Source organism: Chryseobacterium sp. 14P4.3.2, from assembly GCF_057799275.1.
On sequence record NZ_JBYOKO010000005.1, the window covers coordinates 199650 to 214068 of the forward strand.

Consider the following 14419-nt stretch of genomic DNA (forward strand, 5'->3'; position numbering starts at 1 on the left):
CTTAAAACTTGTAATATTCTTTATAATAATTTAGGTAATCCTGCTTTCTGAAGATCTTTGATCTTGATTCTACCTGCTGGATATTCTTGATCAGTTTGTCATAATCTTCATCCACATTGTAGTAAAAATCTTCTGTGTAAAGCTTGTTGAAGCGTTTTGCCCCTCCGAAATAATCCTTTCCGTCAATAACAGTCTTATCAAGTGTCATCAGCAGGGAATCTTTTTTAAGATTATACCCATAATACTGATCGTTAATGTAATAATCCTGATGTGTAATGTTAATCAAACCACGAATTTTGTTCACTTCAAATGCAGAATCGTAAAGCATTTTTTTATTCTGATCAAAGACCTGAATAGAGTTTTTCCCTTTATTCAAATCCACATGCACATACTGCCCGGCAGACAGAATTCCTTCAGATCCGTTATTGATCTTAAAGTAATACGTATTCGGGGTAGGATTATCTACGACATAATAATTCTTCTTGGCTAAAAAAAGGAAGTAGATCCCAAAGGCAACGATAAACGCCACAGCTGCAATAAGTAAGCCTTTCAAGGACGAGTTGTTTTTCATAGATTGTAAAGTACAATTTTTGCAAATTTAATAATATTTTTAATTCTTTGTTATTAATATTAATTATTAACTTTGCAACTTTAAAAAAATCATATAAACGAATGCCGAATACGATCATTATTGGTTCTGGATCTTACATTCCGAACAGAGTTATTGGTAGGGATTATTTCATGAATTCCGAGTTCTACACAGAGGATGGAGTAAAGATTGAAAAGCCTGTGGAAGAAACGATTGCAAAATTTGTAGAAATAACAGAAATTGAAAACAGGAGATTCATTGAGGAAGATCTTTCCAATTCACAAATCGGTTATGAAGCCGCAAAAGTTGCCCTTGAGGATGCAAAAGTAGACGGTGAGGAATTAGATTATATTATTTACGCAAGCAATTTCGGGGAAGTTACTGAAAACGGATACGCTGATTTTATGCCGACAATGGCAGCAAGGGTAAAGAACAAACTGGGTATCAAAAACAGAAAATGCGTAACGTATGATATGCTTTTCGGATGTCCGGGATGGGTAGAAGCTATGATTTTGGCTGATAATTTAATTAAAGCAAAGGTTGCTAAAACCGTTTTAGTAATTGGAGGGGAAACATTAAGCCGTGTAACAGATCCACATGACAGAAACAGGATGATCTTTGCTGACGGTGCCGGTGCTGTAGTGGTAAAAGCTACTGACGATGAGAATGTTGGAATCATTGCCCACAACACAATCTGCGACAATGGTCCGGAACTGAATTATCTTGAAAATGCTCCATCAATCAATAAAGAAGTAGATCAAAAACGTCTTTATGTAAGAATGCTGGGAAGAAAAATCTACGAATACGCTCTTAAAAACGTACCGGTAGCCATCAAAGAAACCATTACAGATGCAGGTCTTTCTATTGAAGATATAGATAAAATCTTAATTCACCAGGCCAACGCCAAAATGGATTATGCTATGATTGAAAGACTTCACAGACTTTACGATATAAAGGAGTATGACCACTCTATTTCCCCAATGACCATTCAGGATCTTGGAAATACATCTGTAGCAACTATTCCTACAATGTATGATTTAATAATTAAAGGAAAAATGGCGGGTCAAACGTTTAAAGAAAAAGGTAACATTGTGATGACTTCGGTAGGTGCCGGAATGAACATCAATGCTATCGTTTACAGATTTCCTTAAAAAATATTTAATAAACAAAAAAATATAAAAGCACAGGGAAGTTATTCTTTGTGCTTTTTTTAACCAGAACATGCAAAAAAACTTTTTAATTATCGCCGGAATCTTCCTGTTTTTGGAAGTGTATATTTATCAAGCCATAAAAACACTTACGGATAACTTCTGGATTAGGGTCGGATACTGGGTTATATCGTTAGCAGTATATGGGATCTTTGCTTACGAAATCGCTCATTATCAAAAATCTGACAGGAGTACAGCAAGGGCACAGATTATGATTTCATTATTTTTGGTTTTTATTCTTCCTAAAATTTTTGTAGTCTTATTTTTACTGATTGATGATATTATCCGTGCCGGAGGATATCTGATCGGCTTTGCAAAACCTACTGAAAACTTCTTTCCGGAAAGGAGAAAATTCTTAAGCCTGATAGGATTGGGAATGAGCGGAGTTCTTTCTGCTTTATTCATAGACGGAATTACCTTCGGAAAATACCGTCACAAAGTGAGAAGGGTAAAAGTGAAGCTTGCCAATCTTCCGAAAAGTTTTAAAGGGTATAAAATTATACAGATTTCGGATGTTCACAGCGGAAGCTTCTCAGATCCAGGTAAATTGCAGCATGCGATCGACCTGATCAACGAGCAAAAACCTGATCTGGTTCTGTTCACGGGAGACATGGTGAACAATGTTGCAGATGAATTTAAACCTTTCATTCCTTTATTTTCAAAAATACAGGCTAAAGACGGTAAACTTGCTGTATTAGGAAACCATGATTACGGTGATTATGTAACCTGGGAATCTCCTCAGGCTAAAAAAGAAAATCTTGACACACTGATTGATTATGAAAAACAGGCTGGTTTTGATATGCTGAGAAATGAACACAGAGTCATTGAAAAAGATGGTGAGAAGCTATATATTTTGGGAGTTGAAAACTGGGGATTAAAACCGTTTCCTCAATTTGGTAAAATTGACGACGCGTTAAAAAACGTACCGGAATCAGCAACAAAAATATTAATGAGCCATGACCCTACCCATTTTGATTATGTGGTAAAAAAACACCCTGGGAATATTCATCTAACCCTTTCGGGACATACTCACGGTATGCAATTTGGTTTAGATCTTAAAAATATCAAATGGTCACCTGTACAGTACCGCTACCCGAAATGGGCAGATCTATATGAGAGTGAGGGGAAAATGCTTTATGTAAACAGAGGATTTGGAGTATTGGGATATCCGGGGAGAGTGGGTGTATTGCCAGAGATCACTCTTTTTGAACTGAGCTAGGTTTTAGTTGAAAGTGGAAAATTGAAAATTAATAGTTATCGGTTATTTGCTGTTGGAAATTTAGTTTCTGGTGGTTTAGTTTACTGATGATATTTACAGTTACTTTTCTCTATTTTAAATTTAGAATTGGAGAGAAGTTTTGTAAATTTTCAACTTCCCATTTTTCATTTTCAACTCAAAATATATAATCTTTCATACGGGAAGTAGCCATTTCCCTGTCATTAAGAAAAGTAAGGAGGGCATCTAATTTGTCCTCCATTTTTTTGCCCGAAAATAAACTTCTGTAAAAAGGGATCTCAAAGCGGTATTTCTTAAAATCGGTAAACTGCCAGGAGTTTAAATAGATCAAAACAAATTCTTCATTCTGCAATGTTTCCAGAACCATATTCTGGTAATACTTCATCGGCAGGATCTGAAATACAAAATCATTGTATGGCAGCTGGCTGTATGGAGAGATACTTTCCGGCACAATACTCAACCCATCCTCTTCTGTAATTTCAGTATCTCTTTTCAGACGTTTGAGAGGAAAAAGAATATTGGCATTATCGATATTGGAAACATAATTGAACTCCATCATCTTCAGGATTTCCTGAGAAACCTTTACCTCTTTCTGACGAATTCCTCTGATCTGTTTTTCCAGAAGTTCCTGAATATTCTTCTTGGCATTTTCTATTTCTTCCGGACTTGAATCTTTATTATAAAAAGCAATTTCATGCCCTTTGGATGAAATTGCTTTTATAAGATTCTGTAGTTTTCCAGTGAGAGAAACCTCCACAAAAAAACTTGATTTTATATCATGAATATCTAAAATCCTAAGAATTGCTTTGGTATTATTTTCTATAATCTTTAACCTTTCTTCATCCGAAATCTGAAGCCCGTTTTTTGCTTCAGCTTCCATATTCGTAATGTTAAAAGTCAATAATACCATTTAAATTAAATTTTAGATAAAATTTATAAAATATTAAAAATCAGATGTTAAAACATCTATTAATTAAACAATAACTTTATATAATTAATTCTTAGTTAATTTTACTTTAAGATTCTTGATCATATCTTTTGTCATTTCAGAAATTCCGAAATCATAGGTCAGTCCCCAGTCTTTTTTCGCTACTGAATCATCAATTGAAGCCGGCCATGAATCTGCAATGGACTGTCTGAAATCAGGATTGTAATCGATCGAAAAATCAGGAATTTCTTTCTTGATTTCTTCAGCCAGTTCTTTTGGAGTAAATGACATTCCTCCAAGATTATAAGATGAACGAACAGTCAGACTTTCTTTTGGAGCTTCCATTAATTTTAATGTTGCATTAATTGCATCATCCATATACAACATTGGCATTCCTGTATTCTCAGAAATGAAACTTGTATATTTCCCCTCCTCTATTGCTTTATAGAAAATCTCAACAGCGTAGTCGGTTGTTCCGCCACCTGCCGGAGTCTTCCATGAGATCAATCCCGGATACCTGATACTCCTTACATCCACTCCATATTTATCAAAATAGTACTCACACCATTTTTCTCCTGCCATTTTAGAAATCCCATAAACAGTTGTCGGGTTCAGTACTACCTCCTGCCCTACATCATGCTTTGGAATTCCTTTTCCAAACACAGCGATTGAACTTGGCCAGAAAATCTTTTTAAGAAGCCCTTCTTTTGCCATTTCACAAAAATGAAGCAGAGGTTCAAGATTTAATTTCCACGCGAAAATAGGCTGCTTTTCTGAAGTTCCTGACAAAAGTGAAGCTAAGTGATACACTGTCGTGATATCATAATCTTTAACCACCTGTCTCACAAGCTGCGTATTAGTAACGTCCATTCTTTCATAGTGTCCTGCAGAAGTAATTCCTTCCTGCCATCTGTCCAATCCTGAAGCAACAACGTTGTCTGCTCCGTGAATTTCAACAAGTCTGTTCGTAAGCTCTGTGCCGATTTGTCCCAAGGCACCTGTAATCAGTATTCTTTCCGTATAGGATTCCATTTTTCAGATTTTTTTTAGAATTGTACAAAAGTAAAAAAAACAAGTCAACCATTATAAAAAAGGTGTATTTAAAAATATACCGAAGTTTAGAGCGAAAAATCATCATGAATTTGAGGTTTTTCATTTCAAATTTCCAGTCAAATCACACTTTCTCATACCTTTTTTGTAAAATATATCAGTGAAAAAACAGTGTACTAAAAATCAAAGCTCCAAATAATCTCCAATTACCTTACTATTCGGTTCCCAAAACAAATCGTGCGATTTGTGCTTTTAGCTATTTAGCAGTTACCTGAAATTATTCCGCCATCATCAACAATCATCTAGACAAAAATTCTCTATTTTTGTTATAAAGAAAATCATATGAAGAAGTTTTTAATTGTTTCGGTACTATTGTCCAGTCAATTAAGCTGGGCACAGTTTACAGACATCAGTATTGTCAAAGAAGTACAGGTAAAAAACAAGGGCGTGGTGGTATCAGCACATCCTCTGGCCAGTGAAGCAGGAGCAAAAATCTTAAAAATGGGAGGAAATGCTTATGATGCAGTCACTGCCACACAATATGCATTGGCCGTTGTGTATCCGCAAGCCGGAAACATTGGAGGAGGTGGATTTTTGGTAGGCGTGAAAAATAATGGTGAAAAATTCACTTTGGATTACAGGGAAACAGCTCCTAAAAAAGCTTCCAGAGATATGTACCTTGATAAAAAAGGAAAAGCGGATACGGATCTGTCTCAAAACGGAAGGCTTGCAGTAGGGATTCCGGGAAGTGTGGCTGGTTTCTTTGCCACATTAAAGTACTGTAAACTTCCGATGGATAAAATTATCCAGCCTGCTATTGATCTTGCAGAGCAAGGGTTCACCATTACAGGAAAAGAAGCAGATATGCTGAACAGCCAGAAAGAAAAGTTCCAGAAGAATAATAAATCTTCAATCCTATTTGTAAAGGATACTCCATGGAAAGCAGGAGACCTGTTAGTTCAAAAAGAGCTGGCTGAAACGCTGAAACTCATTCAAAAACTAGGGGCAAAAGGATTCTATGAGGGAAAAACAGCAGAACTTTTGGTTGCAGAAATGAAAAGAGGTAATGGTATTATCACTCTGGAAGATCTTAAAAATTATAAAGTAGCTGAGAGAAAAGCATTAGAGTTTGATTACAAAGGAAACAATGTTGTTTCTATGCCTTTACCTTCCAGCGGCGGTCTTCTATTGGCTCAAATGCTTAGGATGGCGAGCTTTGAAAACCTTGAAAAATATCAGCAAAATTCTACAAAAGCAGTTCAGATCATGGTTGAAGCTGAAAGAAGAGCTTTTGCAGACAGGGCAGAATATATGGGAGATCCGGATTTTATTCAGGACAAAACTTCTTATCTTATTTCTGATGAATATCTGAAAAAAAGATGGAAAAGCTTCAGTTTTGACAAAGCAACACCAAGCTCAGAGGTAGGAAAAATAATTACACAACCAAAAGAGTCAATGCAAACTACGCATATTTCTGTACTTGACAAAGACGGAAATGCAGCATCTGTGACCACAACTCTTAACGGCTATTACGGAAGTAAAGTATTGGTTTCAGGAGCAGGCTTTTTTCTAAATAATGAAATGGATGATTTCTCAATCAAACCAGGAGTTCCCAATATGTTTGGAGCGGTAGGCGGAGAAGCCAATTCAATTCAGCCTAATAAAAGAATGCTTTCGTCTATGACTCCTACCATACTTCTTAAGAACGGAAAACCTTATATGGTAGTGGGAACACCTGGAGGAACTACAATTCCGACTTCAGTATATCAGTCTGTTGTCAATGTTGTAGATTTTAAATTAAATGCCAATCTTTCAGTGAATACACCCAAGTTCCATCATCAATGGCTTCCGGAAACAATCACTGTAGAAAATAATTTTCCCGAAAGCACTATTGCTGAGCTGAAAAACAAAAATTATATCATTGAAAAGACCAAGCAAATCGGAAAAACAGAAATGATCGTGCTTGATGAAAATGGAAATATTCATGCGGTAGCAGATGGCCGTGGAGACGACTCAGTGGCTGTAGAGTAATAAAAATGATTCAAAATAGAATATATCAGGGGCCGGATTTTAAAATCCGGCCCTTCTTAGTATCTGGAAATCAAACATTAGATTCTCATCACCTGATACAATTGCTTAAGCTTATATTAAAACTCATGACTTTTGTCATATTTTTATAAAAAATTCATAATTTCGCCTTCTCAAAAAACCGCATCTATTGAAAGCAAAAAAGTTTTATCAGCAGCTTTATTTTCAGGTAATCATTGCTATTATTGCAGGAATTCTTTTAGGAAAATTCTATCCTGAACTGGGAGAAAAAATGAAACCGTTGGGAGATGGCTTCATTAAATTGGTAAAGATGATCATTGCTCCGGTTATTTTCATTACCCTTACTTTGGGTATTGCGCACATGACCGATCTGAAAAAAGTGGGAAGAATTGCTGTAAAGGCAATGATTTACTTTTTCACATTCTCCACTCTTGCACTGATCATTGGTTTATTTGTCGGAAATATTTTACAGCCCGGTCATGGTTTAAATATTGACCCTTCTACCCTTACAGGGGATGTATCACAGTATCAGGCAAGAGCCCATGAGTCAACACTTACAGGGTTTATTATGAATATTATTCCGGACACTTTATTCAGTCCTTTGGTAGGTGATAATATTCTTCAGGTTCTTCTTGTAGCTATTTTAATGGGCGTTGCACTGGTTCTGACGAAAGAAAAAAGTCAGAAAGTGACTGATTTTCTACAGGATTTATCAACTCCTGTATTTAAAATTGTTCATATACTGATGAAGCTTGCTCCCATAGGGGCTTTTGGAGCCATGGCATTTACTATTGGAAAGTATGGCCTTCATTCTGTCCTAAATCTTATATTCCTGGTGGCTACCTTTTATATTACCTCTATTCTTTTTGTAGTTTTGGTATTAGGAGCAGTTGCGCTGTACAATGGATTCAATATTTTCAAGCTTCTTTTCTACCTTAAAGAAGAGCTTCTTCTGGTATTAGGGACCAGCTCTTCGGAGTCTGCCCTTCCGGGAATTATGGAAAAGCTTGAAAAAGCAGGTTGCTCACGTGCAATAGTGGGACTGGTGGTTCCCACGGGATATTCTTTTAATCTTGACGGCACCAATATCTATATGACCCTCGCCTCTCTATTCATAGCACAGGCATTAAACATTCATCTGCCAATTGAAAAACAGCTGATGCTTCTTTTAGTGGCTATGCTAAGCTCAAAAGGCGCAGCAGGGGTTACAGGTGCTGGATTCGTAACTCTGGCAGCAACTCTGGCCGTAGTTCCTGAAATTCCTATTGCCGGAATGACGCTTATTCTCGGAATTGACAAATTTATGAGCGAATGCAGAGCCTTAACCAACGTAATAGGCAATTCTGTAGCTACAATAGTCGTTGCAAATTGGGAAAAACAGCTTGACAAAGACCAGCTTCATTACTGTTTGAACCATCCGGAAGAAATGGAGAAGAAATTAAATAGGTAATAGCTGGGATTAGAACCTATCCAATTTAAATCAGGATATTCAAACTTGAAGGCTGTACTTTTACATGAATAGGTGATTCTATTTTATTAAATTCACCATCAAGATGCCAGTTTTTGGTATTTACTTTAAATGAAATCTCGGAAACCGGAAGATAGGTTACATATTCATCGTCTTTCAATCTTTTGGTAAACATTCTGAAAGCGAAAAGTGCGGAATAGGTTAAAGGGAATTTTTTTACCAGAACCATATCTACAAGACCGTCACTTTTACTCGCTTTCGGAGCAATATAGGCATTGTTACCAAACTGGCGGGTATTGGCAATATTCAGCATAAGGTATCTCCCGTTATACTGTTCATATTTTTCATCAAAGAACTTCACCTTGATCGGTTTATAATTGAAAAAGGTTTTCAGGGAAACTTTAATATAATTTTTGAATCCACGGGTTGTTTTTTCAAATTCCTTAACTACCTTACCATCAAACCCTGTTCCTGATACATTAATAGAAAGCCTGTCATTGACAGTAAATGTATCAATCTTTCTGGATTTCTTTGCTTTTATCTTTTCTAAAAGCTCATCAAGATTTTTACTGAAACGGGTTTCGTTAGAAAATCCATTTCCTGAACCTGCCGGAAAAATAGCCAGAATTTTTTCTGTATTAATCAGATTCTTGGCCACAGTAGAGATTGTACCATCTCCACCTATAGCTACAAAAATATCTACATTCTCAAAGTGAGTCTGAATAAATTCATCTGTTCCCAAAATAGATTCTGAGACATAATACAGGGGATCTCCAACCTTAGATATAAGCTCGTTCAAAAACGGCTGATAGTTTTTTTTGGCGGAAAAAGGATTGATAATAAAAGCTACTTTGTTCATCACCGCAAAAATAGAAAATGCTTCCTGAACTGGAAGCATTAATTTACTTAATTTTCATTCTTTCTTTAAATTCGGCATTTAATGTCCCATTTAATTCCTCCCATGAAACCGGAATTGTAATATCTCCTGCGGCAAAAGCTGCAATTTCGTAGGGGCTGTAATGAAAATAGAGATTCTTTTCATCAAAATAAAAATTATCAGAAGCGGGGATTTTATCTACCAAAAGCATTTCAGAATTCTTCACTTCTCCGTCACCATCCGTTGTGCCACTGTTAATCTTATTGATATTCTTCATCAGAATAGCTTCAATTTTATTTTTAGGCATTGAAGTAATATCCTTGAGTTCAAGTTTTTTACTGTTTTTAAGGTCAAAAACCCTTTCTGAAAATCCATAATTATCATGTGCGCCTCCTTCGTAGCTGCTTCCTGTGTATCGAATATGCATATATCCGTTAGTATTGGATATCAGATTCATGTAAGAACTCGAATACCACTCCTGAGCAGAGGTAATATCTGAGTACCAGTCTTTATTATCCTCTTTCATAGATTTGAAATAGCTGTTTTTCTCATTTTCCAGATAGCTTTGAAGTCCACTTTTGGAAAAATCTTTAATCTTTTCATTCTGGAAATAAATACTGTCTAATAACTTTTTGTCTTTTAAAGATGGAAGAACCAATAGTTTTGATGTATAAGAAAGTTTTAATGAGTCTGTAATTTTAACGGATTCATTCACATTTACGGAATCTACCACAAAGTTTTCTGACGGCCTCTGTTCTGCTTTTTCTATTTTCTCCCCTTTCGCTTCTCCTTTTTTACAGGCTGTAAAAGCTAAGAATGAAGACAATACTAAGACAGCAATAGTATTTTTCATAATTCTCATTTTCTATATTAATACAAAAACCATTCAAAAGATGAATGGTTTTATAAAAATATTTTTAAGGGTAATCCTTTTAGCAGATCAATTATTTTTTGATTAAACTGATAACCTGGTTTTCGAATTTTGAAGCAACGCCCCAGATTTGTTTAAATGCTGAGTAATATTCTTTTGGATAATCTGCACTTGCCACTTTCATAGTAGAAGTGACTTCCAGTTTATTTTCTTTCTTCTCAACGTAATAAGTATATTCTATCTCTTTGTCTTGTGTTACTATCTTTTTTTCTTTTGGCATTTCTTCAATGGTATATCCTTCTGGAATTTCAAGAATAACCTTTTTGACTTTGGTGGTTGGCGCTCCAAAATCGATAGGAAATTTCCTTGCTTCCGTCTGATCAAATTCATTGGAGTTTTTATTTAAAAACAACATAGGATTGATGATCATTTTTTTACCTACATGATCAATCAAATTCGTTGAAGAAAATTTCATTTTACTTTCAAATGCTCCATTTTCCAAAACTTTTGAATCAATTTCTGTAAAATCTATGGCGAAATTATCCTTGTACACTTTCTTATACTTTTCAGGATTATCATCGTAACTATCTTTAGCATACATTGCAAAAGCGCCGGTATCACGATCTGAATATGTTCCCGAAACACTTCCGTCTTCATTGATTTTAGCTTCAGCAGTAAGGAAAGTATTACTTACTTTAATATTGGCCATTTCAATTGGCATTGCTTTATTTTTCGTCACCAGCACCCCATACTGATTCCAGTTTCTCAATGGAACTTCATCCAAAGAAGATTGCTTAACTGTTGCATCATAGATATGCTGTTTTCCTTCAATTTCTAAAGCTGCCAACACAAAATTCATATTAGAAACATTAGGTGATATCAGATTGATCAACCCGTTGTTCACTGTAGATATAATAAGCGGATTGGCATTTATCCCTGCTTCGCGAAGCATCATTACGAGGAATAGGTTAATTTCCGCGGCATTTCCTACTTTGGTTTCCAGCATTTTTTTTATACCGTCTTCTGTATAAATTCCTCTGTCTTTATTCCACTTAAATGTCTTTTGAACAAATGAAAAAATAGCATTGGCTTTTTCAAGCTCCGTTTTCATATCCAACACTCCTGCAGGGATATTTTCTTTGGCTAGTTTCGTTTTTTTAAGTTCTCCTCCAAACTCTTCATTTTCATAGAGTCTTTTGCTGATCTGATCCCATGAAGATGAATATAGCTTAAGCTCTCTAAAATTGGTTGAGTTCAGTTCAGCACTGATTTTTGTACGGAAATTATTATCATTCCTCACCCACTTTTCAGTTTTAAATCCTTTAAGATTTTCATAGCCAAATCTAAACGTTTTGCACTGGGTACCATATAAGTTCCTTTCTTCGACTTCCCTGTATTTTGGAGCTATACTTCCTGTGTAATTTATATTATATGCAATATTAAGGGGAGCGTCCAAAACGTATTCTGTAATCAGGGAAGGGGTATCAGACTCTATCAACATTTCCGGAATAGCGAATAAAAATGGAGATGTTATTTCATACTGATATTCCAGAATCGAACCGTTTTTCACACTGGGAAAAGCAAATTTAGTCACTGTAACATATTTGCTCTCTTTACTTTTATACTGCGAACTTTTTTCCACTTTCACAGGAACAACATTTCCGTTTTCCAGATTATAGGTAAAAGCTTTGAATTTCCCTAAGGTTTCCCTGCTGCCGTTTGAGCTATAAAGAGGAATTTCAAGATTCAACCATTCTTCTGCCTTATCTTTATCATAAATCTTTACTCTGTAAAAATATTTTTTGCTCAGGTTCCCTGTAGAAGTATCCACCATAAAATACATGGATTTATACAGAATTTCTGCAGGTGCATTTTCATCCAGAAGTGATTTTACTTTAGATAAATCTGCATCGTTAAATTTTGGAGGGTTTAGAAACTGGTATTTTTGTGCATTAATAAGTATTGCATTTGCAGAACATAAGACTAATACTATTATTTTTTTCATATTCATATTTTTGTAATTAAGATTTTTGAGTTGTCCATATTCATGATCTTCTTTCTGAAACTCACATAATCATTGTATTTTTCTTTTGAATAAATTCCTTTATTGATCTGTATTTTTCTTATCACTTTTACCTGATCATCACTTTTTACAAAACTTATTTTATAATATCCAAATTCAGAAGTCAGATTGGAATCTGCAGGAGTTTCATCTATTCGGTATCCTTTAGGGAGAGTAAAGGCGATGTCATAATCATCTTCAAAAGACTGTCTTACTTCAAAAGGAAGCTCACGGTTTTCATCAGTTTTATATACATTATCTGAAAAAATAGGAACAGCTCTGAACAGAAGACTGTTTCCTGCTTTTTTAGAAAAATTATTGGTTTTAAAGTCGATATCATAGGTGATAACTGCTTTATCTCTGTCGTTGACAAAGTTTTTCATTTCAACTTTTTCAAAGTTTAGGATACTCAGCCTGCTTTTCAGGGCATCGTTTTTCTCTTTAGGGTTAAGATTTACAAATCCTAAATTATAATCATACTGACTTCCTGTATAAAAAAAGCTCCCCTCTCCTGTGATACTGTTATCTTCACTAAGGTTTATCTTTAACACCTGCTTTTCCCTATTTTCTTCAGCCTTATAGGCTGGTGTATTAATAATCTCGATCCCTTTAGATGTTACAGCAAGCACATTTCTATCGGTTGTACTGTAGCTCAGATGGTTAAAAGCAATCTGTTGAGAGGTATTTTCAAGCCAGATGTTTCCTTTTTCTGTAGGGATCATCAGAATAGCGTGATTCCCTCCCATCGAAGGAAAATCAGGATCAAAAGAGACCTGTGATGAACTGGAGTTGATAATGCAATAATTAGATGGAATACCTGCCTCATTCAAAAGTGTTTTCATGTAATTGGTAAGTCCTTTGCAGTCACCATATCCTTTTTTATTCACTTCATCCGGCAACATAGGAAGCCAGCCGCCTATCCCCAGCCCTACAAATATATAACGGGTTTTAGACTGCATATACTGATAAAGCTTTTTCACCTTATCTTCTGTTGATCCCTCTAATTTCAAAGCAGCAATTTCAGATTTAATGGCAGGTGTAGAAACAGCAACCGGCTCTACCAGATTATTGTAATACCAAACCCCGAAATCTTTCCAGTTATTTAAAGTACCTTTTTTTCCTGCCAGATTGAACTGTACCAGAGAAAAGCCCATCTTAGGCAATATCTTTACAGGCTCGGGTACCATCAGTGCATCATCAATGGCCGGAACATTTTTAAAAGTATATGTCTTCTCAGCTCCGTTATCACTTTCTATCACTGAAGCATAATTATATTTTGAAGGATAGCTTTTAGTTTTAAGCTCAATTCCTGATTTATTAGTTATTTTCAACTGACTTTCTTCCAAAGAAACATTATTAGATGAAAAAGGTATAAAATCTGGAATAAAAACAGTATTTTCATCCGTAAGCTCATATGAAAAATCTACTGTATAGGGATAATATGCTGAAGTATAGGGTAATGCTAAGACCCTATTATCAGAATAAAATATTCCCTGAGGATTATTGGCAAAATCACTAAAATCAGACTTTGAAAAGCTCTTCACTTTTTTCCCTGCTTCATCGTATATTGTTACTTTTACATTTGAAATATTATTCCCTTTTTGATAAGGTATATATATTGCTGCTTTTGAATCTCCATCTTTATTGATAACCGTCATTATTCTGTTATACTGATATCTGATCTCATCAATTTTATTAATCTGAACAGTTGTAAAGTTTTTTCTGATGACAACATCAGCATTTTTCTTTAAATTTTCAGGAATTGAAGAAGCCGGATAGATCTGTGCGAAATATATCGAGGCTGTTGAAAGAGCCCCTAAAATTAAAATTTTCATCTTGATTGTTATTTTTTACGAAATAATAAATTGTTAAAATTCAGTTTGCTATTTTTAAGTTACGAATAATAACAACCATTGAATATGGTGGTGTAAAGTAAATTGAAGCAGAAAGAGCTTCTGGAAATGGTATTTTCATCATGGTTATTAAAATTATGCAAACATAAGAAAATCTTAATAGTTGTTAAAATAATATAAAACAATATCACAAAACACTATTAAACAAGCGTATACGTTATCAAAAA

The 14419-nt window shown here is 35.1% G+C and carries 11 protein-coding genes; 4 read left to right on the forward strand and 7 right to left on the reverse strand.

Going from position 1 to position 14419, the window contains the following annotated elements; all coding sequences use genetic code 11:
* Position 1: 1 nt before the first annotated feature.
* Positions 2–571 (reverse strand): hypothetical protein, encoded by a 570-nt coding sequence (locus AC27VX_RS10185; RefSeq protein ID WP_488695404.1) that lies wholly within the window; start codon positions 569–571, stop codon positions 2–4.
* A 101-nt stretch (positions 572–672) separates the two neighbouring features.
* Between AC27VX_RS10185 and AC27VX_RS10190 the strand changes: the two genes are divergently transcribed.
* Both AC27VX_RS10190 and AC27VX_RS10195 read left to right on the forward strand, forming a co-directional pair.
* Complete coding sequence (locus tag AC27VX_RS10190; protein ID WP_488695406.1) at positions 673–1740, forward strand: 3-oxoacyl-ACP synthase III family protein; 1068 nt, start codon at positions 673–675, stop codon at positions 1738–1740.
* 70 nt (positions 1741–1810) lie between these two features.
* The gene (locus AC27VX_RS10195; protein ID WP_300687055.1) at positions 1811–3016 is read left to right on the forward strand and encodes a metallophosphoesterase; all 1206 of its coding nucleotides are present in this window, start codon (positions 1811–1813) and stop codon (positions 3014–3016) included.
* A gap of 175 nt (positions 3017–3191) precedes the next feature.
* Here AC27VX_RS10195 and AC27VX_RS10200 read toward each other — a convergent pair whose 3' ends face one another.
* Both AC27VX_RS10200 and AC27VX_RS10205 read right to left on the reverse strand, forming a co-directional pair.
* Positions 3192–3944, reverse strand: a complete 753-nt coding sequence (locus AC27VX_RS10200) for a polysaccharide deacetylase family protein (RefSeq protein ID WP_488695408.1) — start codon at positions 3942–3944, stop codon at positions 3192–3194.
* Between the two features lie 84 nt (positions 3945–4028).
* Entirely contained in the window at positions 4029–4994 is a 966-nt protein-coding gene (locus AC27VX_RS10205) for an NAD-dependent epimerase/dehydratase family protein (RefSeq protein WP_236858445.1), read from the reverse strand.
* A gap of 360 nt (positions 4995–5354) precedes the next feature.
* Between AC27VX_RS10205 and ggt the strand changes: the two genes are divergently transcribed.
* Both ggt and AC27VX_RS10215 read left to right on the forward strand, forming a co-directional pair.
* On the forward strand, positions 5355–7043 hold the full coding sequence (ggt, locus tag AC27VX_RS10210; RefSeq protein WP_488695411.1) for a gamma-glutamyltransferase: 1689 nt from the start codon (positions 5355–5357) through the stop codon (positions 7041–7043).
* Between the two features lie 187 nt (positions 7044–7230).
* Positions 7231–8511, forward strand: coding sequence for a dicarboxylate/amino acid:cation symporter (locus AC27VX_RS10215; RefSeq protein WP_488695413.1), 1281 nt, complete (start codon positions 7231–7233; stop codon positions 8509–8511).
* Positions 8512–8536: 25 nt separating this feature from the next.
* Here AC27VX_RS10215 and AC27VX_RS10220 read toward each other — a convergent pair whose 3' ends face one another.
* From AC27VX_RS10220 to AC27VX_RS10235, 4 genes are all read right to left on the reverse strand, one after another.
* On the reverse strand, positions 8537–9427 hold the full coding sequence (locus tag AC27VX_RS10220) for a diacylglycerol/lipid kinase family protein (protein ID WP_410681077.1): 891 nt from the start codon (positions 9425–9427) through the stop codon (positions 8537–8539).
* A gap of 4 nt (positions 9428–9431) precedes the next feature.
* Entirely contained in the window at positions 9432–10259 is an 828-nt protein-coding gene (locus AC27VX_RS10225; RefSeq protein WP_488695415.1) for an RsiV family protein, read from the reverse strand.
* A gap of 91 nt (positions 10260–10350) precedes the next feature.
* Positions 10351–12282, reverse strand: coding sequence for a transglutaminase-like domain-containing protein (locus AC27VX_RS10230; RefSeq protein ID WP_488695417.1), 1932 nt, complete (start codon positions 12280–12282; stop codon positions 10351–10353).
* 2 nt (positions 12283–12284) lie between these two features.
* Positions 12285–14174 carry a DUF3858 domain-containing protein gene (locus tag AC27VX_RS10235; RefSeq protein ID WP_488695419.1) on the reverse strand — a complete coding sequence of 630 codons (1890 nt, stop codon included), beginning with the start codon at positions 14172–14174 and terminating at the stop codon, positions 12285–12287.
* Positions 14175–14419: the final 245 nt, after the last annotated feature.